Consider the following 22,532-nt stretch of genomic DNA (forward strand, 5'->3'; position numbering starts at 1 on the left):
AAATTTTTATACATTTGTTAAATAATACATTTATTTTCTAATAATAACATAGTGTACCTTTTGTTTTCACACCAATTCTTTACGCCATTTGACAATCAAAGAAGGAAAAAAGTAGGAAAGAGAAGAATTGAATAGAAGGATGATGAACAGAGGTGATTCTATGTTAACAAAGGAAGAAATGGCTGCTATTAAAGCACTTCAAGAAGTTTGCGAGAAAGACGGCGGCTTCCAGCTGAAGTTGAATTTTGACATGCTTGAAAATAGAGACGGGAAAGAAAAGGAAGACTTTTTCCATTTTGAAGATAATCAGCTTGTCGGTTTTCTTGGTATCTATGGGTTTGGCAATAAAGTAGAACTATGCGGGATGGTCCACCCGGAATACCGCCGAAGAGGCATATTTACTAAATTGCTAACGATGGGACTTGAGGAATTAAAGAAACGAAAAATCGAAACAATTCTATTAAATGCACCAACGGACTCCCAATCAGCTAAGGAATTTCTAAAAAACATTCCTTGTACTTTTGCCGTCGCAGAATATCAAATGAAATGGCAAAAAACAGAATTATCCATCGATCCTTTTGTCACTCTCAGGCCTTCAGCCACTACGGAAGATTTTGAAGTGGAAGTCCAGCTTGAAGTATTGGCGTTTGGGTTTGAGGAGGAGGAATCTCGGGAGTTTAATCGAAAGCTTAGAGAAAACTATGCTGATGAAAATTTTATTATTGAAGCAGACGGGAAATCTGCCGGAAAAATGCGCGTGGCTGAATCAAATGGTGAAGCGTGGATCTATGGGTTTGCTGTTTTTCCTGAACTACAGGGAAAAGGAATTGGCAGAAAGGCGCTATCAAGAGTTACCATGATGGAAAATCAAAAAGGATTGTCTGTTTTCCTTGAGGTAGAGGCGAAAAATGCGCACGCCCTTAAGCTATATGAGTCATGTGGATTTAGAAGCTACCATTCTCAAGATTACTATGAATACCAGAATGGTTAATTAAACAAAGGTCCTATTGTTTAGAGGGCCGACAGGATCTCTCTGGTATATCCCAGAATAAATAAAAGGACGATTATGTATTCCATATCGTCCTTACTGGATATTTATTTTAGGGCCTTACTAACTTTTAGCTTTTTCCCTTTTATGGTTGCATTTTCCATAGCTTGTAAAACGAGCGAGCCTTTGCCATTCAGAATATCAACATAAGACATTTGATCTTGGATTGTATTCATCCCAATATCATCTGCTGTTACTCTTGGAATTTTCGCAATCGTTCCTACAAAATCTACTGCTCGCAGCTTTTTTTTTCCACCGCTAAAATAGAGTTTCATGATATCTTGGTTAATTCTTGCCGTTTTATTATTTCTTACAACCCGGCGGCCCTGATTTTTTCTTCGAAAGCAGCTTCCTATCAGCAACTTCCTGAGGCTTTGGTGCATCCATTTTTGGAATTTCAAAGCCAATATACCGTTCAATATTTTTAACAAACTTGCCCTCATAAGGTGTCGCAAACGTAATTGCTTTTCCTTCATTTCCTGTACGTCCGGTTAGGCCTGTCCGGTGGGCATAGCTCTCTTTTTCCATTGGAACATCATAGTTGATCACAAGTGTGCATTATCAATATCAATTCCTCTTGCTGCTACGTCGGTGGCAACTAAATAACGGAAATTCCCCATTTTGAAACCATCCATTACAGCAAACCGATCTTGTTGTTCTAATCCGCCATGGAGTCTTTCGCAAGAGAATGTTGCGGTTAAAGGCTCGTTTCCATTACTTGACTCTTCTTCAAAATATAAATGGTGAACAGTATTTAACACATTTACAGGAGAATCTAAAAGCTCGCCAACTACTTGACGAAAGTCGGAACCTCACTCTTGAAATGACTCATTTAATAACCGTTCTTCGTAAACCCTTTCGATGCGAAATGCTTGATTCAAGCTTTGCATGTTTAATTCCACCTGTATTTATTTTCATTTAGTTAAGATTTTATAATAATAGTATCTTTGCTAGAGTAGTTATTAGTGACTTTCATATATAATGAGTCCCTTCTCTTTTCGGCTGCTCTAACGTTTTTAGGTCAATAAATTCTAAATACGACCCATTGTTTTGTAAAATATTTATGAGAAATAGAGACTTGTTCCTCCTTCCGTTAGAAGAACTAACGATTTCATGGCACGACTTAACGCAACATAAAATAATCTTTTTTCCTCTGATATCACCTTTTCCATTGACTTTCTATGCATTTTATATTAGTAGATACGCTTGATTCCGGTGGCAGGATTTGAACCGACTTGTTTCAATATAGAAAGGGGTGCCAACGGCTGTCCTTATTACAATTTACATAATAAGACATACTAATCGTTTGAGTCTCTTTCTAGAATAATAAAACGATTATTAAAAAGGAAACCAATATGAATACTGGTTCCCCTTTTTATTATTTGTTTATGAGATTATTAATGTGAACAAGGCTGTTTAAATCTGTAACCATACGGCGACACTTTATAAAATCCTTTTCTCGGCGTTTTTCGACTCTCATTCTTACTGAATGATGTCTTTTGTAATCTTCATAACCTACACCATGTGCTCTCCACATCGCTTTTTCCATTTCGCTCGTGTACCTTAATGGTAAATGATTGATAACAAATCATCCCTTTCGGTTTTTTTTCACATTGGCAAGTTTTTCTTTAAGATGGTTTTCATCTTATCATTAAACCCAAAATCACACAAAGTTGAAAAAATGGTATATTCGGCTATATCAAGTAATGTCATCCAGCCTCATGAAAATAACACTTATATACGTGTTATTTTTTCCTTATCCTCCCATATAGTGCATTTCCTACTTATATGACTACAATTAATGGTGTAAGCAGTATCATAAAGACGGGATTTTATGTTAAGTGTTAAGGAAGCTAATAATTCTTTTATATTCTTCGTCATTTAAGTTTAAAAGGTCCATTGATTTTTTGGTTAGTCCTTGCCTAATAAGGTAAGCTACTTTTTTCCGATCATTATCAAAAGCAAAGCTTTACATTCAAAATGGAGTTTCTAACTCCATTAAATATTAAGTTTGATATTTTAAGATAATAAACATGTATAATTTAATGCAAAAAGCAGCCGATGTTCCTATGCCCATTTTTTGCGTTCTTTCATATAATAATTCAGGATGAATCCTGGGATGGATTAGTCAGAAAAAAAGAAGGTCACGTGTCCTAAACCTTCTTTTTTATTTCCATAAGAAAAACAATGAAGATTTAAATAGAAAAAGCCGAATCCTCCCATTTTACCGAGGAATTAGGTTTTTGGCTTTCCGCAATCGCGCCAGACAGTGGACTATCCTCTTCTATTGCATAGTATTTTTGTACTGTGCATTAAAATATGTTAGGTGTAGACTATGTTCCCAGATACCATATGTGCGGAGTGTATGTGGCAACTCATGGGGTGCTGGTGAAGGATACCTTTGCAAACTCAGCAATTGAAACTGGATACGCAGCAACTAGTTCAATAATTTTTTCTTTCATCTTGGGGCGGAAATACCCGCCTACTTCTCTGTTAGCAAGATTCAGATAGCTTAGAGATCTTATTGCGATTCCGGACATAAATTCAATGCTAAGTTGGTCATTAATCATCGTTACTCTATTTTCAAAAAGTCATTTGCATTTTAACATCTTGAAATATGTTCAGTTAATAATTTCGCCCTTGTTTTTAGCTAAATTTTCGTGCCATTCGCGTCGCTCCATAGTTGTCAATTTCGCCCATTCTGTTACTTCACCAATAATTCTTAAAGGTTCTTTTGAACGATAAGAACGTGTTAAGTTACCAGGGAATTTTTTGTCAGTAACATTTGGGTCGTTTTCAAATTCACCTGTTGGTTCTATTTTATAAACTCGTTCTCCTCCTTCTCCTTTTGCTAAAGCTGCTGCAAGTCCTGCGCCATTGACATTAGCAGTGAAATAAATGTGGTTCATTTTAAGCCCAAGTTTGTAATTTGAATTTCCACCTGCTGTTAGTAAATCACCAACCTTCAAATCTGCCTTTGTCCCATGATAAAATGGTCCTACATCAGAAGATGACCCCTTAAATGAATTTGACAATTCATAATTTCTTTTTGCATTCTCAGTATCACACAACTCCTCATAACATATGGCAATGTTTAAATATAACGTTGAGTATGCACTCTTCACATTATCATCATTTATTTTTAGTGCACACTGTAGAGATGTTTCCATCCATTTTAATTTGTCTGTAATACTCTTTTGTTGACGAGCTAAATGATAAGCTGCAATAAATCTTTCATAGTCGTCTGTTGCTTCGTGCCATGCTTTATGAAACACCTTGACTGCATCTTCAATATTTCCACTATCCTCTAATCCCATCCCACTCATACAGAGTTTAATAACGACGTTATTTGGATCAAATTTTATATTCATCTAATTACCTCCAAATTAAATAATACCAATTGCATCTTAAGAGCTAAACCATAATAAAAGAAAACGGAAAGCTAGTCTTTACATATAGTGCTGTATATTATGTTTTATCATATATGTTTACATGTAGTTTAATGTTATTTTTAACGTATAATTCAAATTGAAGTTAATCTAAACCCATTATTCAATTCATTTTGAGTAATAACTATTATAAAAGAAATTCAAACACAAAATAGGAGTCTCGAAAATTGTTTTTTGAGTTTTTCAGTTACCTATATTTACAGATTATCTTTCTAGAGCGGACACTATGCTTCTATGCGTTCTAAAACCACTCCATAACCATCGCTACCATAAATGATCTAATAGTTTATTCACTCTAGTACTCTTAGGCAACCACCCGAATCAATGGTTTTACCTTATAAGGTATAAAGATATCAGCTAGCAAAGATTTATAGGGATTCGCCTAACTCTGGTGAACCAAATGACATGATTTCGACCATATACATAAATATTATTTATACATTGTAAAAAAGAACAGCGAAAATCCGCTGTTCTACTTAAACAAATTAAATGCTATTTTTGTGTTGATTCAAATAAATCCGTAAATACTTTTTGTGCAGTTTTAAATTGATTTAAAGCCTCAACACGAAACTTTTTTTGCTGTTCGATTTGATATTTATATGATTGTTGATACTGTTCTTGTGACTGAATTAATAAATTTAAACTTTCTTTGTATGGAGTAGAGGTTAACTGTTGAACACGGTTATGTATTTCATCTAGTTGTGCATTCCACTTTTCGAAAGTTTGGCTTGCTTGTTCACCGAAAACTTTTCCAACATTGTTCTGTACATTGTCGCGAACTTCTTCAAATAATTTTTTCTGTTGTTCCTGTATTAAGTCCATGCCGCCAGCAATTTTCTCCAATGAATCTATTTGTGTTGTAAATGCTTGAAACAAAAGATTTTCTATCTCTTCTTGAGATGCGGTCACCTTGTCCAAACTGTTGGTCCAAATGTTTAATAGGGATTCACCAAAATTAGTAACGTATTTATTGTTTAATTCCATTATAAAAACCTCCTAATTAATATATAAGCATATATGTAAATTACACCTATGTGAGAGGATTGTCAAATGAATATTATTAAAAGTACGAAAATAAAAATAATTTGGTCAATGTAAGAAGACCTTTTTCGAGGCAGTAGAAATAATTCAAAAATTGTCGATGAGATATAAACTATTACTATGGAAAAAAATGCTAAAATAAAGTTGATGCGGAATATTTGCTAGGATAACAGATTAGAAATTTGGAGGGATTCAATATGCAGAAAAAACGGTTTAGTCTTTTTGCCATGGCCTCTCTTCTGGTGCTTAGTTTTGGTATGGTTGTGCCCCCTGAGTCCGCGTCTGCAGTATCCAGAGGATCTGGATCATCTGTTTCTGTTAGTACAAGTGGATCGATTCTTAAAAGAGGTAGTCGCGGACCTTCTGTAACAGAGCTACAGAGAAAACTCACATCGCTCGGATATAACACAAAAGGAATTGATGGGATCTTTGGTGTAAACACCGAAAATGCTGTTAGGCAATTCCAAAAAGCTCGTCATATACAAGTAGATGGAATTGTGGGTCCGGTTACGCTAAAAGCGATGGGGACAAAAATTCCAAACAGCAGCATTGTATTAAATGTTCCATTGCTTAATCAAATGGCTGCACCTCGTTTAAAAAATGGATGTGAGATGACTAGTTTAGCTATGGTTTTAAACTATCACGGTGTTAAAGTGACGAAAAATACATTAGCAAACCAGGTGAATAAAGTTCCTTGGACGTATAGTAATGGCTTAAGGGGAAACCCAAATATAGGGTTTGTAGGTGATATGGCAACTGGACCAGGGTTAGCGGTATACAATGGTCCGGTTTTATCACTTGCAAAAAAATATGTAGGAAATAAAGCTGTTAACCTAACGAAGAAGCCTTTTTCTGAAGTATTAGGCTATGTCGGACAAGGGCTTCCAGTTTGGATTGTAACTACCACCACTTTTGCACCGGTATCAAATTTCCATTCGTGGAATACACCACAGGGACCGATTCGAATTACGTTTAGCGAACATAGTGTTGTGATTACTGGTTATGATCAAAACTATATTTATATTAATAACCCTTATGGTAATAAAAATCAAAAATTAAACAAGACTAACTTTATTAATGCTTGGGAACAGATGGGGAGCCAGGCGATCGTCATTTTAAAATAATGTCACATTAAGAAAAGCTGGAGTTATTTTTTGTCACGTTCATTTATTCAAAGCCCAATACCATCAGCTGATTATCCTCAAACAGACTTGATCTTTTACAAAGCTGCAATGAATATGACCTTTTATGCCAGGTACGGCGAGAACCGTTGGCCATATGTAACCAAACCCATAATGCCCATCCACTATCTACTGTTGGCCAAGTTTCTTTTGCCAAAGGGAATGTAACCCGTCATTAACCATTGTACTTTTGCAGCAGTGATTTTATACACCACCATTAAATCAGGAGTTGCAACACTCATAAGTATCTGATTTAAGTTGGCAATGATAGCAACTTAATTAATATTGAACATAATAGATCCCTTATTAACGAAATAATGTGATAGTTTTGGCATGATGATTCAATTCTCCCCTTCAATGTGTTCAATAACTGACTACGCCAAAAGAAATAGCTGAACATGTCAGCACTTAGTTCTCCCATTTTTCTCCAAGTGGTTGTCTCAAATATTTAGGTAAAAATGTAGGACTCAGGCTCAACAAATATAAAAGAACAATAAATGGAAAATGGCACAACGAAAAATTGTTGTGCCATTTTCCATTTATACCCGGCATATCTGCCATATTCGAATAAAAAGGATATTTATAAAGTTTGTTCAAACCATTCCACGATGGTGTTGTAAATAGGGTTTGTACCCTGTTTTATTAATCTCATTAGGTTGAATTGGGATGCCATAAACAGCATTTTAAATTGCCAAATACAGCTGGGGAACAACATCCTAAGTTCGATAATATACATCCCTAATCCCAGTCCAAATAGAGTAAGGTATCAAGTCTCTAATTTTAAATTTGAGTTAGCAGAAAAATAAAAACTAGCCTGTTACAATAATTCTTCGTTGCTAGAGCGAGACTATCCAACCAAACTCAACCATTGGGTGACAACTCTATTCGTGGTACCTGGACTTTCTTTTCCATGTCCGTACTTTGAACCCTGAAATATGGAATGTTTGGTACATTCCTGTATAACTTAAAGGACGATATGTGGCATATCGTCCTTGCTTGAGTTCATTATTTAAGTGCTTTACTAACTTTTAACTTCTTTCCTTTTATGGTTGCATTTTCCATAGCTTGCAAAACGAGCGAACCTTTTCCATTCAGAATATCAACATAGGACATTTGATCTTGGATTGTAATAATCCCAATATCATCTGCCGTTACCCCTGGAATTTTTGCAATCGTTCCAACAAAATCGACTGCTCGAAGCTTCTTCTTTTTACCTCCACCAAAATATAGTTTCATTATATCTTGATTAATTCTTGCGGTTTTATTATTTCTTACGACCCGACGGCCGCTGATCTTCTCATCGAAAGCAGCCTTCTTACTAGCAACTTCATGTGGCTTTGGTGCATCCATTTTTGGAATTTCAAAGCCTATATACCGTTCAATACCTTTAACGAATTTCCCTTCATAAGGCGTCGCAAACGTAATCGCTTTTCCTTCATTTCCTGCCCGGCCGGTTCGGCCTGTCCGGTGGACATAGCTCTCTTTTTCCATCGGAACATCATAGTTAATAACAAGTGTGACATTATCAATATCAATTCCTCTTGCTGCTACATCGGTAGCAACTAAATAACGGAAATTCCCCATTTTGAAACCATCCATTACAGCAAACCGATCTTGTTGTTCTAAGCCGCCATGGAGTCTTTCACAAGAATAATTGGCTTCATCCAATTCGGTATAGACCCTATCAACGTGTTCTTTTGTGCGGCAAAAAATAAGGCAGCTGTCTGGGTTTTCAACCACAGTAACGTCTTTCAGAAGTGAGATTTTTTCATCTTCCTTCACTTCAATTAGACGATGTTCAATTGTATCCGTTGTAATCCCGCTAGCCTCAATCTCGACATGAATAGGATTTTCCATATACTTATGGCAGAGATTTTCAACATCTTTCGGTAAGGTTGCCGAAAATACCATAGTTACTCTGTTCAAAGGAAGTTGATTTATAATGGATTCCACTTCATCGATAAAACCCATATTAAGCATTTCATCCGCTTCATCTATAATGAGATACTTTATTTTATCTAAAACGAGAGTTTCTCTTTCAATATGATCCATCACTCGTCCCGGGGTACCGACAACGACATGAGTTTTTTGTTTCAATTCTTCTTTTTGTTTATTAAAAGGTTCTTTCCCGTAAACGGCCATTGCTTTGATCCGTTTAAACCTTCCAATATTCGTCATGTCTTCACGAACTTGAACAGCGAGCTCTCTGGTTGGTGTAAGAATTAAGGCCTGCGGCAATTTTTCTTCCCATTCCATCATTTCGCAAATGGGAATTCCAAAGGACGCAGTCTTACCGCTGCCCGTTTGAGATTTTACGACAAGATCTTGCTCTGCCAACGCTAATGGGATTACTTTACTCTGAACCTCTGTCGGAGCTTCGTATTTTAATATCCTCAAGGATCTTATGATTTCATCGCTTAAATTATAATCTTCAAATCTGGTTTCACTCATGTATTAACCTCGTTCTTTTGTATTTATCCGGTTTATCTATAGGATTTCTCATTAAGAAATATCATATGCATAATCTGAATATGGTCTTTATACTAGAAACTCTCGTGCGCATGAATTTAGTTATATGATGTAATGATTCATATCGAGATAATATGGAAGCAGGGTATTTGGCCCATGCCTCCCTGCTTCCTACAAACTATTTTAATGCCCCTGCCAAGGAATTTATATTAACACATTCCTTACAAACTTACCACGTCTATACAAACAATCTCTCTTTTGGCAATAATAATATTATTAAACAAGCATGCCTTTTTAACTTTAATTTATGTTATAATGAAAGAGTTTACATAGTCATTTATTACCTATTTATCTATCAACTTGAAAAGACTGGAGATGAAAAGATGAACAGTGTGTTAGAACGTTTAAATCCCTTTTTTGAGTGGATTACAAAGATTGCCGGGACAAATCTATTATGGGTTTTGTTTAATTTCCCTATTGCATATTTAGCTTTATCTTTATTTACGGTTAAAGAGATGTCGCAAATTACCCAGTTACTCATTACTATTGCCATACTGGCACCCTTTATTTTTTTCCCAGCCACTACGGCCATGTTTGGAGTTGTAAGAAAGTGGGTTATGAAAGAGGAAGTTCCTACTCTTCGATTCTTTTGGAAATACTATAAGGAAAATTATAAGCGCAGTCTTGTCGGGGGATTGGTTCTAACTGTTCTTTGGGCTATTGTCGGCGTAGACTATTTCTATTTCCATTCTCGCATTTACCTAGGCAGTTATTTATTTTTATTCCTTGCGGTTTGGCTATTCACTATTACTCTTTTCTTTTTTTCTCATACCGTTCATACAGAAACAAAATTTGGACAAGCATTAAAAAATGTGTTCATCTTGTCGATTGTAAACCCAATTCTCTCATTTGGAATTGCTATTATTAATTTGGTTATTTTGTATATTAGTGTGATGAAACTTACCTTTCTACTGCCATTTTTCAGCGGCGCGATTATCTCTTTTCTCGGTTTCTTTGCTTACTATAAGGTATTTACCAAGCTTGTTCTATTTGAACAAAATGTTTCCGAGCAAAAATCTGTGGTAGAAAGTTAGTTACTTGCGGTTGGTGAGTACCAACTTGCGGATATCAGGCTTCAACTTGCGAATAACAGCTTCAACTTGCGGATAGCGGCTTTCAACTTGCAGATAGCGTGCACCATGAAAAAATTCCTCTCAAACCGAGAGGAATTTTTTTATGCCGTGTTTTTTATTAACCATGTAAATCAACTCTAGCTCTAATAACCTTAAAACTATCCTCCGTTTCCTCCACCTCATAAATCTTTGCCCGCGATTCAGGTGTACTGAAAGGATGATGAAGAATTAGCATCCAAGCACCGTCAAATGTTTTGAACAGCATGCCATGACCGCTATCACCAACAACTAACGGATCCAGCTGCTCCCAAGGCCCTTCTAGCTTACCAGACTTCGATCTAGCAATCGTTTGGACATAGCCCTCATTATTATAGCTGGACCATAGCATCACAAGGTGACCACCCTTTGTCCGGTACAATTGACACCCATCCGATACATAATCGGCAGGCTTTACATTAGGTACTCGTTCCGCATTAATCCACGGGGCATCTGAAGATTTAAATAGATGCAGCGGTTCCCCATTTGCTTCCGATAAATCATCCTTTAGCGGAATCGCCTCAAACGTACCGTCGATGACCTGAATCCATTCATGGCAATACACCATCCATGGCTTTTTATCCTCATCCACATACAAAGTACCGTCTAATGTCATGAAATTTCTAGGCGGCACCGGCCCATCCGTTTTGAGCAATTCAAAAGGACCCTCTGGCGAATCAGAAACAGCAATACTCGTCCCGCGAAGATGATTGGTGTAGTAAACTTCCGGTGGTTCTGCCAGGATCGTATCTCGATTGTGAAGAGTAACGAATAAATAATATTTACCACGGTATTCGTGAACCTCTGGTGCCCATGTGCCGTGTCTTGGATGTGCCCACGTTCCGTCAGGGACCTCGAAGACAACATAAGGTCCCTCCCAATCTTGTAAATCTTTACTTTTATATGCTAGTACTCCGTTTCTTTCTAAGCCGGTTAATTCAGGAATTCCTGTTGTATACATATAGTAAGTATTTGTTTCTTTATGTGCCACGACAAACGGATCGTGTGCAGGAATATCAATTAGTCTGTGCCCCTTCCTGGGATTCGAGGTGTCAGAGGCAATGTTATACGGCATTTCAACATCTCCTAACTCATTATTTAAAAAACCAAATCTGTTGTGGCTATTATTGGACCTTTATTTCTACAGAAAAACCTTCCAAGCCAGCAGAAGAGGTTTTTAATCTAATCGTACCGGGTTGATCAGTGGACCTTACATAAATTAATAATTTACCATGATAGGCATTTCGGAAAGTCGCTTTATAGTCCTGATGGCTCGCGGGGTTGCTGCATTCCAGCCCGATTATTTCACCCGGACCCTCAATCTCACAATCTATTTGATTCTCTGCGCCATACACGAGGGTTTCATCTTGATCAAGGATATTTACTTCTACATGGGCGACATCCTGTTTGTCAGCTTTAAGAATCATTGTTTCCGATTGTAACTGTAACTTAGCGGGCTCGCCAGCTGTCTTTAATTCATGTGTACAACAAATGTTGCCGTTTCTTATTCCTACAGCCTTTATCGTACCTTGCTCATATGGAATGTCCCAGTAAATCGTTCCACCTGGGAAGTCTTCCCGTTTTTTTACACCAACAGATACACCATTTAATAATAAATCCACCTCAGGACAATTGGTACAGCAGGCCACCCTGACTGTTTCGCCTGCATTCCCTTTCCACTCACAGGCTACTTGATGGTCCCAATAAATTTGACCTGGATTTTCTTCCTTTATCGAGGTCAGGCCTAAATGAACCATATCCTTTTCGGACCATTCACTCTGTTTGAAAAAGAATAAAGGTTTCTTGAATCCAGCCAAATCGAGCAGCCCAGGAGTAGCGTGACGGAGCGGCCAGCCTCGGGCTTCTCCTAAATAGTCAATCCCTGTCCAGATAAATTGTCCTGAAATATAGTCATTTTTATCAACAGCCAGCCATGCTTCATGATTCCGACCGTTTTCACTTCCATAGATCACCCGCTTAGGGTATTTATTATGGTCTTCCGGATATAGAAACTCTTGATAGTTATAACCAACGACGTCAAGTGCATCCGGGAATTCCGTTTCATTCGACATAATCACACTTGCTAAGGCCGCAGTCACAGGACGTGTCGGATCGTATTGCTTTACAACCTTTGCCAGCCTTTTTGCAATCTCGCCCATTCCCTTCGCTTCCGGTTTATCCGGATTGTAACGATCTCCGAGGACTGGATGTGAATAGGGATCATTGGGATAATCGATTTCATTTCCGATACTCCAGAAAACAATCGACGGATGATTCCGGTCTCTTAACACCATATCCCTCAAATCGATTTCTGCCCACTCCGTAAAGTCGGACGCATATCCGTCTAGTGATGGTTCGCCCTTATTCCAGCCCTCTACCCACTTGTTTTTAGGATATTCCCACTCATCAAATGCTTCATCCTGGACTAAAAACCCATAAGAATCACACATATCCAACAACTCTGGGGCAGGCGGATTATGGCTCATTCTAATCGCATTTACCCCTGCTTCTTTTAATAGCTGCAACCGTCGATGCCAGACCTTTTCAGGGACAGCCGCCCCAAGGCAGCCTGCGTCATGATGGAGACAAACACCCTTCATTTTCATGTTCTGCCCATTCAAGTAAAATCCAGTATTCGCATCGAAGTGAAAATAGCGAACACCAAGTGGAGACGTCTCAAAATCAATCACATCACCATCTTTTATCACCTTGGTTTCCACACGGTAGAGATACGGATTTTCCGGTGACCAGAGATTTGGCTGTTCTAGTAAAAGAGAATGAGTAAATTCTTGTTCGCCATTTGCAGCTAAGGTCTCTACAGATGAACTGGAAATGATTTCTTTGCCGGCAGCATCTTTAATTTGATGTTCAATTTGGAAATTCGCTTCGTTTTGATATTCATTTTTCACCGTTGTTTGAATTCTGATTTCGGCTCCTGATGATGAAATGTTTGGAGTGGTGACAAAAATACCATAGGGCTTGATATACAGCTGATCCGTTAAATGTACCAATACATTCCGGTAAATTCCGGAACCTGGATACCAACGGGAATCAGCAAAATCTGTGTGATCGACTTTCACTGCAAGCACATTTTCTTGTCCTTCGAAGTTTACGTAGGGGGTTAAATCATAATGAAAGGAGCTGTATCCATACGGCCGCTTCCCTAGAAATTGTCCATTAATCCATACTTCACTATTTTTATAAATTCCATCGAATTGAATCGAGATTCTCTTTCCCTTTAAATTGTCAGGTACCATAAACGTTTTCCGATACCAGCCTATTCCCCCAGGCAGATACCCAGTCGAACTTGCGTAATCCTTCTTAAAAGGCCCTTCAATACTCCAATCATGCGGCAAGTCTAATGTACGCCAATCTGAATCATCAAACAGAATGTTCCATGCATCAGAATGATTACCTTTTAAGAATTTCCAATCAAAATTAAACTTGCTGCTTTTTACAGACAGATTCCACTCTTGAGATACTGCATTTGCCATATAAAGCTTACACCCCTTACCTAATTTACTATTTTTTTTAAAAATGGCAGACTGATAGATAAAGGGCTATCAAACATGGATGATAGCCCTTTATCCTTTACATTCAATCTCTCATTAATTACCTTCTACTTGTTTTTTAAAGGCATCCATTTGCTTTTGGATTTCTTTTTGTACCTTATCATAACCTGCATCTTTTAATCTCTTGCGGAAATCTTTTACAGCTTTTTCTGGATCACCAGCTTTACCAAAGGCAATGGCTGGTACCATTTGGGCTGTCACTTGTGAAAGAGCAGAAATTTCAGCTTGTACAGGTGTGCTGTCAAACACAAATCTGCCATATGGGTAAGGCTTCTTGATTTTATCGTACTTCGCGTAAATCTCAGAGATTCCTTCATATGAGTCGGCACTTGGGATTTCGTACTTGTCCATACGGCCGCCCCAGAAGTTGGTAGAGAATGAATCTTTTGTTTCATCGTAACCTTCAGGTTGGACCCGTTTTCCGTCTTTTATTTCGTATTGTACACCCTCAATGCCGTAGCTCCATAATTTATAGATTTCCTCATCATTACGAATTAGATCGTAAACCATTAGCGCACGCTCAGGATTTTTACTATGAGCTCCAACAGCCGTCGCACCATGTGTAATGGACGTTGAAATTAAGTTGTTCCTTGTATCAGACCAAGCAAACATATCGATCGCTGAACCTGGCTGCTTCACGTCCATTTGCGGGCGAAGACCTGAGAATGTTTGTGTATGATGCTGATCTGCACCTGTTTTTCCTGCTTGGAATTCGGCTCTCGTGTCACCTTTGTAGTTCAATACGTCTTTACGCCAGTAGCCGGCATCTCCCCACTGTTTCATCATTTTTGCATAGTCTACAAATGTATCTGTGAAAATAGGGCTCATGACATCATACTTTTTATCATAGGATTCAGCCCAATAAATCGGGAACACGCCTGTAGTAATTGGCAATTCAATCGCATCCGAATAAGAAGTGGTATATCCCCATGCAGTGGTCACGTTTGTTCCTTGTGCATCCCAAGGAATGACACCTGGTTTATTGTCTTTGATACCTTGGAAGTATTTACCTAGTGTTTCAAAATCGCTAATATGTTCATTGATTCCGAATTCTTTTGCCCAATCTGTGCGATAGAAGAATCCATGGTTCACCCATTGAGTATATTGGTCCTCAGGAATCATCACGATTTTGCCCTTATACTTTGCTTCCTCCCAATTAGCTTTGGTAACCTCTGCCCATGTCTTAGGTGCATAGGTTGGGAGAAGTTTAGAAATATCCATGAATGCCCCTTTTTGTGCATTACCCCACGCGTCTAACCAGTCAGTTGCTGTGATAACTAAATCAACAGGTTCTCCAGAAGCTAGAGTTAGATTATATTTTGTCATATAATCAGCCCATTCGATCCATTTTAATTGAATCGTAGCGTTAACCTTGTCTTTTAATTTTGCATTCACTTGTTCTAATACTTTTTCCACTTGTCCATTGGTTGGTTTATCCCCCAACACCATCATTGTAACGGTTACTGGTTTGGAAGTATCAATTTTTCCATCTTTGTCTACTTTTGTTCCAGCGTTTCCTGAGCTGGTTTTGCTTGAGCCATTGCAGGCTGCAAGGCTGAAAGTCAACATCATGATGATGACCAGTGCCAGGATTTTTTTCATCTTAGACATTCTATTTCCCCCTTAAAAGTTTAAAATGATTACTCTCTATGATACGAGGAAGGTTCCTCAAGTCATATTCGATTACCCTTTTACTGCACCAACTGTAATTCCTGTAATAAAGTACTTCTGTACAAACGGATAAAATAGAATAACCGGTCCAGTCGCGACAACGGCTGTTGCCATCTTCATCGATTCCAACGGTACGTCTTGCGGCGGCACATTGGAGGATGCGGCTGAATTCCTGATAAAGTCAGCACTCGTGATCACGTTATAAAGGAACAGTTGGAGCGGCCGATATTCCATATTAGGTGAAAGGAAAAGCATGGAATTATACCATTCATTCCAATACCCAAGGGCAATAAATAGTCCGATTGTCGCCAAAGCTGGTGTGGACATCGGAAGAATGATCCTTAAAAAGATGGTGAAATCACCGGCACCGTCAATTTTCGCAGATTCCGTAATCTCGTGCGGAATCGACTTTGTAAATGACTTCATCATAATAATGAGAAATGGACTCAGCAATCCTGGTAACAATACTGCCAAGTAATTATCTTTGAGATGAAGTACCTGCGTAATTAATAGATAAAACGGAACAAGACCGCCTGAAAATAGAGTGGTAAAGTAGATATAAAAGGAAATCTTATTACGATACAAGAAATCTTGACGCTGCAAGGCATAGCCTGTCATTGCTACAATAAACAAACCGATCGCAGTCCCGACAACCGTAATGCCCAGCGTTACGATATAGGATCCAATCACAAGTCTTGGATTCTGAAAAACGATCTCATAGGCAAATGTAGTGAACCCTTTAGGCCATAAAGAAAATCCATGGTCCATAATTGCCTTCTCAGATGAGAAAGATGACGAAATAATTAAGATAAAGGGCAAAAGACAGGATAGAGCAAAAACACCGATAAAACCATAACCAATGATACGAACCATGATCGTAGACATATCTATATTTCGCCTGGCCGTATTTTCCATAAATACATCCCTCCTTTAGAATAATGAGTTATCTGGTGAAACCTTTTTAATGATCCAGTTAGCCACAAGGACAATAACAAGGCCAAAGAAAGATTGATATAAACTTACCGCACTTCCCAATGAGAAGTTGAAATTCGTCATCAATGTCCGGAAGACATAGGTTTCAATAATATCGGTGGTTGGGTAGAGCATGGTATTATTTGCCCCAACCAAGTTATAAAACAAACCGAAATTCCCTTTTAATACTCCGCCTAGAGAGAACAATAAAAGAATGATGAAAGTTGGCTTAAGCCAAGGAATAATGATATATCGAATACGCTGGAAAGCATTCGCGCCATCGATTTCTGCCGCTTCTAAAATCGATTTATCCAGACCCATAATGGCTGCAAAATAGACGATGGATCCATAGCCTGTGGATTGCCATAGGAAGGTAAGGACAATAATATAAGGCCAAATATGCGGGTTAGAATAAGTCTGTACCGGATCCAAGCCAATCGTTTTTAAAAATGAATTTAATAAACCGTAATCGTAACTAAGGATGTTATAAGCTAAAAGTCCGACTAGAACAGCGGAAATGAAATGTGGCAGGAACATGATCGTTTGAGATATTTTTTTGAACCATTTATTTCTCAGTTCGTTCAGCATGATGGCTACTGCTATTTGCAGGAAATTACCCAGTACGATGAAAGCTATATTATAGGCAATTGTGTTAAAGGTTAACTTCCATAAATCACCGGTCATGACCAAAAATTTAAAATTATCAAATCCCACGAAAGCGCTTTTAAAAATTCCAAGTGAATAATCATAGTTTACAAAAGCCAGATATAGTCCTGGCATTGGAAGGTAAGCAAAGACAGCAAAGAAAATAATGGCAGGCAAACACATAATAAGCAGGGTTCGGTTTTTCCACATTCTTTTAAATGCTGAGTCTTTCGTTTTTGTTTTTGTTTCAACAATAGGCGTCTGTGATTCTACAGTAACTGTTTTCAAATAAATCCCCCCTAAACAACATAATTTTTGACCTTAAAAAAACAATAACCTGAATACGAAACAAACAACTGATCTAGCAGATTATTAATCTTGTACCTATTAAAGACTTTCTATTAAGAAACTAAAGGATTTGTATAGGATATATGGCATATGCCACTATCAATAAACTAGTAAATTTGAAATGGGTTTCAAAAACAAACCCACTGGACTTTCACATTCTAGTTAGTCTAATAAATTATGTATGGATTTCACTTCGAGTATGAAACGGGTTTCATTTAATTGGCTATACAATTACTTGTTTGAAATATGACAGAAATCTCTAAAACTCTACAATGTAAGCGATTACTATACTTACATTATATATCTATTTTCTACAAATTGTAAATACTGATATTTGATAATTTTAAAAATTTTATAAAATTTCCATCATTTTAATAGTATTTACGGTACCTACTTCAAGAAATTTTTCTAGAAACTTTATTTGGGCACGCAACTATTAGAAACGGGTTTCAAGATCTTTTACTAACCGGTTTAGATCATGTTCCCTCGGCTTAAAGATAGCAGCCCAAGGGAACATGCAAATGCCAAACCGGTTAGTACATATCATTTCTTAAAATGGCAGACAAGGGCTATACATCCCTTACACTAATCCCCTTAATTTTAAAGGAATAAGCGTAGCATCGATTGGAAAAAAGTGTGAATTCAGGGTGCGTTTTTTGCCCCCAGCTGTCGTCTCCACCTACGCCCATTTGCTTATAGTTAATCCGTACGACAGTCTTCGAGCTTTGTGGTAATTTATAGCCATGATCATGATCTTCAAGCTCAAATGGAGTATATGGCAAGGCATTCACTTCAACTGTCGGGCTTCCGGATATTTTTAAGCCTGCCCCCTGTTGATTGGAAAGCAACGCCCATCTTACCCCTGTTTTATTGCCGCACTCCTGAGGTCGTAAGTATGGTACATATTGATCGATTACTCTGCCAGAATATATTCCAATTTTTGCGCCCTTCTCTTTATCCCAATAATTTTCATAAGGGCCTTTTCCATACCAAGTGATGGTGTCAAACGAGCCATCTAATGTGGTCATCATTCCAACCTCTGGCATCTCAGGAAGGTCGGTCCCTGGCTGCAGCTGATAGTCTACAGTTATTTCTCCATCACCCATGATGGTGTATGCAATCTTACAAAGAGACAATGTTGCTGGCAAGCTGTATTCAGTGGTAACAACCGTAGTCGAAGGATTTTTCACATCAACGAAAAACGATGTAAGCAGTTTTTCCGTCCCCGCCTCTCTCCAGACAGAGCTGCGCTCATTCAATTTATTCCCGCGGTCATTATCTGTCATCGCACGCCAAAAATTCAGACCTAATTCGTTTTCAAGTAATGGGACACCATTGAATTGATACGACTCTAGCATTCCATTGCTTCTATTAAAAATCACCTGAAAACTCTCACCATTGATCGTAACAAAGTTTTCTTCTTGAAGTACTTCCGTTTGAGGTAAACTTTCAGTCATACTTGCTGCTGATTCTTTCAATGCAGGAATCACAAACTGTTCAAAAGCAACTTCATGGCCTTCTTGAGCCCAAAGGGTGCTATTTTTTAAATGTAAGCTGACGGTTAAAATGTATTCATCTGAATGTTTACAGACTTCTGGAAGAGAGTATGCCAGTTGAATCGTTTGAGTCGATCCTGGTTCTGCCTCTATTTCTTGTGTCCCCTTTTGGATTAACACACCATTTTCAGCTAACTGCCATGCGAATTCGTATTTCTCTAGATCGGTAAATAGATAGTTATTTACCACCTCAATAAGGCCCTTATCTAGATCTTTGGCTGAAAAACGAACATTCTGATAGCACTTTTTCACCTCGATAATCTTTGGTGAAATGGTACCATCGGCAAAAATCAAACCATTCCCCGAGAAATTCCCATCATGCGGTGTTTCTCCAAAGTCACCGCCATATGCTAAGTAAGGGACACCGTCATTGGTTTTGGTAAGTAACGCCTGATCCTTCCAGTCCCAAATAAACCCGCCTTGAATAATCGGATATTTTTCAAAGAGGTCCGTATACTTATAAAGGTTTCCACAAGAATTCCCCATTGCATGGCTATACTCACATAAAATATATGGTTTCGGATTTTCCCTGTGGACCGCATATTCAGCATATCTTTGCACACCTTCAGGACTTACATACATGGTGCTTTCAATATCTGAAGCGGCTTCTGATTTACGGTAATGGAAAATCCCCTCATAATGAACAATTCTTGTTGGATCATTTTCCCTTAAAAAATCATGCATTTCAATGAAATTATCCCCGCCAAATGATTCATTTCCAAGCGACCAAATAACAATTGAAGGGTGATTTTTATCTCTTTGAAACATGGAATTACATCGGTCTAGAACGTTCTCCCGCCATTCTGGCTTGCTTCCTGGCACCGTATCTCCTTCATCTTGCTGCCCATACTTCCAGGTCCCGTGAGTTTCAAGGTTTGTTTCATCAATGACATACAAACCATATTGATCGCATAACTCGTACCATAACGTATGATTGGGATAATGAGATGTTCGGACAGCATTGATATTATGCTGCTTCATCAGTTTAATATCGTTGACCATATCTTCATAACCAATGGCCCGCCCTTTATCAGATGCGAACTCGTGGCGGTTTACACCTTTAAAGACAATTCGTCTGCCGTTGATTTTCATGAGGCCGTCTTTTATTTCAAAGGTCCGGAACCCAACCTTACAGCTTTCCGTTTCTCGGATGATTCCGCTTTCATCTCTTAAAATTAAAACAAAGGTATAAAGGTAAGGACTTTCAGCACTCCATTTAAAAGGATTACTTACATTGGCGGAAGCATTAATAGAAAGTAAGGATTGATTATTCATGTCCACCTTTATTTGAAGAGGGTCCTCAAGTACCGGATTATTTTCTTTATCATAAAGCATCGCTTCGACCGTATAACCTATTAAGGCCTGTTCAAACACGTTCTGAATTTTTGCCTCAATTTTCAACTCAGCATCCTTATAATCCTGATCCAGCTCCGTGGTTACAAAGAAATCATTTATGTGAACTTCTGGAGTTGAATACAAATAGACATCACGGAAGATCCCACTCATCCTCCAAAAATCCTGGTCCTCCAGCCAACTCGCATCACACCAGCGATAGACCTCAACGGCTAACTTATTTTCGCCGTTAACCAAGTAAGGGGTTACATCAAACTCTGCCGGTGTAAAGGTATCCTCACTATATCCCACAAGTTCTCCATTTACCCACACATAAAAGGCTGATTCTACTCCTTGAAAGCTGATATAAACTGGCTGGCCATCCCAATTCTCCGGGATTGAAAATGTACGGATATACTGCCCGACAGGATTATATTTCGTTGGAGCAAAAGGCGGCTTTATATCTTCTTTTCCTTCCCATGGATATCGAAGGTTCGTGTATTGCGGGTAATCATACCCTTGTAACTGCCAGTGTGCCGGCACCTTGATTTCATCCCACTCACTTGCATCATAATCTTCTTTAAAAAATGTTTGATTTCTTCTGTCAGGATTCTCATAAAAGGCAAATTTCCAGTTTCCATTTAATGACTGATAATATTCAGATGAAGTTCGGTCCCCTTTTAAGGCTTCCTCAATGGTTTTGTACGGCATTAATGTGGCATGAGCATCTAATCGATTTAACTGAAAGATCTCAGGATTGTTATTCCACTCTGGATAACCATTTTTAGGTGGGGTATAGCTAAATTTATTCAACTGTTTGAGCATACAATTACCTCTCTTCCATAAATTAAGGTAGTACATTTGCAAATAAGGTTTTTCTCATATGAAACCCATTTCAAAAATATTTAAAACTAAAGGAATATAACTGATCCATTCTAGTAGAATGGGATAATATCAATTAATATTCCTATCATTACGAAACCCTTTTCATTTTTATCGTACTCTAAAATCTGGTAAAGAGCAATGTTTTATTTTATTATTCTGAACATAATTTACAAGAATCCCTTAATACGAGAGAGGTAGGAACAACTGTTTCCATTTCAGCCTCTTTCTCATTAATTAAATCAACCAGTACATTGATAGCTGTTTGTCCCAATCTATCATAATTCTGGCTGACAGTCGTAATTCCGGGAGGGAAATGTTGCGCCAAATAAATATCATCAAAACCTACAATGGAAACATCCTCTGGAACCTTTAGTCCAAATTTAGTAAGCACCTTTATGACCCCGATTGCTACCAAATCATTGGCACAGATAACCGCTGTCGGCCTTTCTTTTAAATAGAGCAATTGCGCAGCCACTTCTTCACCAGATTCAATAGTAAAACCTGTACCAAAAACCCACTTTTCGTTTACAGGTAATCCATTATTTTTCATAGCTTGAACAAACGTATTTTTTTTCACATCAGTTGAACTAATGCCTTCCATCCCACCAAGAAAACCAATCTTTTTATGTTTTAAATTGATTAATAATTCCACAAGCTTTTCAACGCCAGACTCTTCATCTGCTCTGACGATATGGGCATCCACCCCAGCCATTTGGCCATTAACAAACACAACAGGAATTCTTTCCATCACTTTCTTCATTTCTTCTGCGTATTCCTGATCAGTAGCTGTATCATTAATTCTTCCACCTAGATAGATAATTCCATCCACCTGTTTTTCAACTAAACTTTGCAAGTATTTAGATTCATTTGCTGAGTTGTTCATCGTACTGCACAAAAAAGTGGTATACCCTAATTCCAATGCATGTGCTTCACTTTTTTGAACAAGTGTGGAAAAGAATGGATGATTGATGTCCGGTAAGATAAAACCTATGGTTTTCGATTGCTTATGTAATAAGCTTCTTGCTAGACTATTAGGTCTAAAATTATATTTTTCAATCACATCAACTATTTTTCGCATGGTCTGCGGACGTACTTTTGCATTTCCGGTTAAGACTCTCGAAACTGTAGCTGGAGAAACATTTGCTTCTTTAGCAATGTCATATATTGTTATATTTTCTTTTTTCATAACTTTTC

The 22,532-nt window shown here is 38.0% G+C and carries 16 protein-coding genes and 1 pseudogene; 4 read left to right on the plus strand and 13 right to left on the minus strand.

The features are described from left to right. Positions 1-160 precede the first annotated feature (160 nt). Positions 161-991, plus strand: a complete 831-nt coding sequence (locus GXK58_RS18970; protein ID WP_160724746.1) for a GNAT family N-acetyltransferase — start codon at positions 161-163, stop codon at positions 989-991. A gap of 104 nt (positions 992-1,095) precedes the next feature. On the opposite strand, the pseudogene GXK58_RS18975 reads toward GXK58_RS18970, so the two are convergent. The 5 genes and pseudogenes from GXK58_RS18975 to GXK58_RS18995 form a co-directional block, all read right to left on the minus strand. Further along, a pseudogene (locus tag GXK58_RS18975) lies at positions 1,096-1,725 on the minus strand (helicase-related protein); the annotation flags it as partial. 384 nt (positions 1,726-2,109) lie between these two features. Continuing rightward, positions 2,110-2,235, minus strand: a complete 126-nt coding sequence (locus GXK58_RS27735; RefSeq protein ID WP_442862487.1) for a 3'-5' exonuclease — start codon at positions 2,233-2,235, stop codon at positions 2,110-2,112. A gap of 1,188 nt (positions 2,236-3,423) precedes the next feature. Then, a complete protein-coding gene (locus GXK58_RS18985) occupies positions 3,424-3,618 on the minus strand; it encodes a hypothetical protein (protein WP_160724748.1) in 195 nt (64 codons plus the stop codon). Between the two features lie 51 nt (positions 3,619-3,669). Beyond that, positions 3,670-4,083: an NAD(+)--rifampin ADP-ribosyltransferase gene (gene arr / locus GXK58_RS27645; protein ID WP_337248199.1), complete on the minus strand. Its 414-nt coding sequence runs from the start codon at positions 4,081-4,083 to the stop codon at positions 3,670-3,672. 906 nt (positions 4,084-4,989) lie between these two features. Continuing rightward, positions 4,990-5,481, minus strand: coding sequence for a hypothetical protein (locus GXK58_RS18995; RefSeq protein WP_160724750.1), 492 nt, complete (start codon positions 5,479-5,481; stop codon positions 4,990-4,992). A 254-nt stretch (positions 5,482-5,735) separates the two neighbouring features. Between GXK58_RS18995 and GXK58_RS19000 the strand changes: the two genes are divergently transcribed. Next, positions 5,736-6,662, plus strand: coding sequence for a C39 family peptidase (locus GXK58_RS19000; protein ID WP_160724751.1), 927 nt, complete (start codon positions 5,736-5,738; stop codon positions 6,660-6,662). 30 nt (positions 6,663-6,692) lie between these two features. After that, positions 6,693-6,887, plus strand: coding sequence for a hypothetical protein (locus tag GXK58_RS19005; protein WP_160724752.1), 195 nt, complete (start codon positions 6,693-6,695; stop codon positions 6,885-6,887). 837 nt (positions 6,888-7,724) lie between these two features. Here GXK58_RS19005 and GXK58_RS19010 read toward each other — a convergent pair. Then, the gene (locus tag GXK58_RS19010; protein WP_160724753.1) at positions 7,725-9,170 is read right to left on the minus strand and encodes a DEAD/DEAH box helicase; all 1,446 of its coding nucleotides are present in this window, start codon (positions 9,168-9,170) and stop codon (positions 7,725-7,727) included. A 401-nt stretch (positions 9,171-9,571) separates the two neighbouring features. On the opposite strand from GXK58_RS19010, the gene GXK58_RS19015 reads away from it, so the two are divergent. Continuing rightward, entirely contained in the window at positions 9,572-10,282 is a 711-nt protein-coding gene (locus GXK58_RS19015; RefSeq protein ID WP_160724754.1) for a YesL family protein, read from the plus strand. A gap of 157 nt (positions 10,283-10,439) precedes the next feature. On the opposite strand, the gene GXK58_RS19020 is transcribed toward GXK58_RS19015, so the two are convergent. The 7 genes from GXK58_RS19020 to GXK58_RS19050 form a co-directional block, all read right to left on the minus strand. Beyond that, positions 10,440-11,432: a glycoside hydrolase family 43 protein gene (locus GXK58_RS19020; RefSeq protein WP_160724755.1), complete on the minus strand. Its 993-nt coding sequence runs from the start codon at positions 11,430-11,432 to the stop codon at positions 10,440-10,442. 49 nt (positions 11,433-11,481) lie between these two features. Next, positions 11,482-13,851, minus strand: coding sequence for a glycoside hydrolase family 2 TIM barrel-domain containing protein (locus GXK58_RS19025; RefSeq protein WP_160724756.1), 2,370 nt, complete (start codon positions 13,849-13,851; stop codon positions 11,482-11,484). A 114-nt stretch (positions 13,852-13,965) separates the two neighbouring features. Further along, positions 13,966-15,540, minus strand: coding sequence for an ABC transporter substrate-binding protein (locus GXK58_RS19030; RefSeq protein WP_160724757.1), 1,575 nt, complete (start codon positions 15,538-15,540; stop codon positions 13,966-13,968). A 72-nt stretch (positions 15,541-15,612) separates the two neighbouring features. Next, entirely contained in the window at positions 15,613-16,515 is a 903-nt protein-coding gene (locus GXK58_RS19035; protein WP_160724758.1) for a carbohydrate ABC transporter permease, read from the minus strand. 15 nt (positions 16,516-16,530) lie between these two features. Then, a complete protein-coding gene (locus GXK58_RS19040; RefSeq protein ID WP_160724817.1) occupies positions 16,531-17,427 on the minus strand; it encodes an ABC transporter permease in 897 nt (298 codons plus the stop codon). A gap of 707 nt (positions 17,428-18,134) precedes the next feature. After that, on the minus strand, positions 18,135-21,278 hold the full coding sequence (locus GXK58_RS19045) for a glycoside hydrolase family 2 TIM barrel-domain containing protein (RefSeq protein WP_160724759.1): 3,144 nt from the start codon (positions 21,276-21,278) through the stop codon (positions 18,135-18,137). A gap of 211 nt (positions 21,279-21,489) precedes the next feature. Then, entirely contained in the window at positions 21,490-22,524 is a 1,035-nt protein-coding gene (locus tag GXK58_RS19050; RefSeq protein WP_160724760.1) for a LacI family DNA-binding transcriptional regulator, read from the minus strand. Between the last annotated feature and the right edge of the window lie 8 nt (positions 22,525-22,532).

The sequence above is a fragment of the Bacillus sp. USDA818B3_A genome (assembly GCF_009928415.1).
Classification (GTDB): Bacteria; Bacillota; Bacilli; order Bacillales; family Cytobacillaceae; genus Neobacillus.